This is a genomic window from Pantoea sp. GD03673 (genome assembly GCF_029844725.1).
GTDB lineage: Bacteria > Pseudomonadota > Gammaproteobacteria > Enterobacterales > Enterobacteriaceae > Pantoea.
Window position 1 is genome coordinate 1 of sequence record NZ_JAOCKJ010000029.1, and the last position, 2431, is coordinate 2431.

Consider the following 2431-nt stretch of genomic DNA (forward strand, 5'->3'; position numbering starts at 1 on the left):
TGCCCGGTCGCCCGTTCTGCCCTCACGGCGAGGAACTCAGAGAAACATCACTTAAACCACACGGGAGACACAACATGTCACAGCAGAACGTCAACACCACGGCTTCAGAATCTAAAGAATCATCTCTTTTTAACGGCCCGGGCGATCATGGTGGAGCGGGGGAACTGCTGGGCGATAGCTTCTTTGCGCCGGTAGAGTCGGATCTGATTGATTCGCTGCTGGGACGCTATCAGCACACCCGGGCGAAAATTGAAGCCATTGCCAGCATGGTGACCAGCGGTGAGAACGCCACGGCGGTAGCGCATTTTATCAGCGGCAATCTGAGCAGCCGCCGGGGCTATTACGGGCGGACCGTGGGCGAGATGTTCAGCGTGCCGGGCGCAGTCGCATCCCTGAATTCGGCATTCTGGCAGGAGGCGTTAGACCTGACGGATGTTTACCAGTACATGCCCAACGACCGTCGCAACGAGTGGAATGAGCAGATCCGCGAAATGGCCGCGCCGGATTTTGAGGAAAAAACGGTACGCGCCACGCTGTCTGAGCTGCTGTTTTCGCGAGAGAAATTTTTTGCCGAGCGCATAGACGGGATTTTCCGCAGCCTGTCCGGGGAACACGTCACCAACCGCCCGGAGGGCTTTGGCAAGCGTATGATCATGGCGCGCGTGTACGATGAGTGGGGCGGCAACAACTACGAACGCACCGGCTACATTGATGACTTGCGCCAGGTTATCGCAAAATTCATGGGCCGCGATGCCACCAGCTACCGCACCACAGACAAAATCCTGCAGATTGCCCGCAAGCGTGCCGGGGAATGGCTGACCCTCGACGGGGGCGCGCTGCGCGTGAAAGCCTTTCTGAAAGGCACGGCACACCTTGAAATTCATCCTGACATGGCCTGGCGGCTCAATGACATTCTGGCGTTTCTGTATCCGGCAGCGATCCCGGCGGAGCATCGTCAGAAGCCGCGCACAAAGGCGAAGAGTTTTAACCTGACGTCGAACCTGCTGCCGTTCAGCGTGCTGAGCGAACTCAGCGAGCTGGAGATCGAGCGCACTGAGCCGCAGCAGCGTAATCGCTGGGAAGAGCCGCGCGAGCCGGTTACCACAAATCCGAATAACCGCCGCTTTAAGAACCTGATGAACTTCGACAAGGCCGTGCGTGCGGAGGCTGAAAACGTGCTGATCAGCATCGGCGGCGTGAAGATGGCCAGAAACGCGTTTACATGGTTTGAGTTCGACTACGACCCGACCACGGCGATTCAGGATATCCAGCTTAGCGGCGCGCTGCCGGATCAGAAAACGCACCAGTTTTACCCGACAACCCAGGCGCTTGCCGCGCAGCTGCTTGACGAAGTGAACATTCAGGAGGGCGAAACCTGCCTGGAGCCAAGCGCGGGTATGGGCGGACTTGCCGACCTGATGCCGCAGACGCATACCACCTGCGTGGAAATCTCGCCGCTGCACTGCCGCGTACTGGAGGCCAAAGGGCACACGGTAATTGAGGGCGATTTTCTGCAGTGGGCGCAGGAAACCCGTCAGCGTTTTGACGTCGTGGTAATGAATCCACCTTACAGCGAAGGGCGCGCCGTAGCGCATCTGAACGCAGCCGCTGCGCTGGTAAAAGAGGGCGGGCGACTGGGGGCCATACTGCCAGCGGGGGCGGATAAAAAAGGCGTGCTGCCGGGCTGGGACTGCAGCTGGTCTGAACCAATGGACGGCATGTTTGCAGGGACGGGCGTTCGCGTGATGCGTCTCGTAGCGTATAAGCCAGAGTAACGGACAGAAAAAAGGCAGGGTGTGAACCCTGCCTGATTCCGCCCCTGGTATCTACGACGAAGCCGGGGCATCAGAGAAACACTGACCACAGAACAGGAGATCAATGTGTCTACAGCGCAAACCTTATCACTGGATAACCAGCCAGTAAACCCGGGATTACCCGCGACGTGTGAGCCGGTGCGAATGGACGTTATCGAAGAGATTGCCGCGACGGCTGCGGAAACTGAGCGACCGGCGCTTATCTGGGGAAATACGGACCGCGCAACGGTTGCGGCCGAGGCATTATGGATATATGCCCGGCGTACCGGTCTTGACGGAAGCGGGGACGAAGCTTACACGGCTGTGCAGGATCTGATAGCTAACCTGATGCACCTGTGTGAACAGGAAGGCATAACGGACGAAAACGTAACATTTGCGTCGCTGGTAAGTATGGCGGAAATGCATTATCAGGCCGAGCTGGACGAATGTTAAGAGCAGTGAGCGCGGGGCTGTTTATGGCCCTGCAGCTGCCTGAGCCGCGGCTTAAAAGAGTGCGGCCCTGCGGGCCGGGAAAAGACGGTGCTGACGCACCGCCTCTCTCCTTTCGCCTGCGCTTTCTCTCTCCGGGACGCTGTCTCACGGTCTTCTCTCTCTGCTTCCTGCTGCTCTCCGTTCTG

General features: G+C 58.5%; 2 protein-coding genes. Both read left to right on the forward strand.

The annotated features are described in order from the left end of the window. Nucleotides 1–74: 74 nt before the first annotated feature. Nucleotides 75–1775 carry a DUF4942 domain-containing protein gene (locus N5J69_RS22110; RefSeq protein ID WP_203025729.1) on the forward strand — a complete coding sequence of 567 codons (1701 nt, stop codon included), beginning with the start codon at nt 75–77 and terminating at the stop codon, nt 1773–1775. 105 nt (nt 1776–1880) lie between these two features. Further along, nucleotides 1881–2246 carry a hypothetical protein gene (locus N5J69_RS22115; protein ID WP_203025730.1) on the forward strand — a complete coding sequence of 122 codons (366 nt, stop codon included), beginning with the start codon at nt 1881–1883 and terminating at the stop codon, nt 2244–2246. Nucleotides 2247–2431: the final 185 nt, after the last annotated feature.

Coding starts and splice junctions, on each gene's coding strand:
- N5J69_RS22110 (WP_203025729.1), top strand. CDS start 75: ATGTCACAGCAGAACGTCAACACCACGGCTTCAGAATCTAAAGAATCA.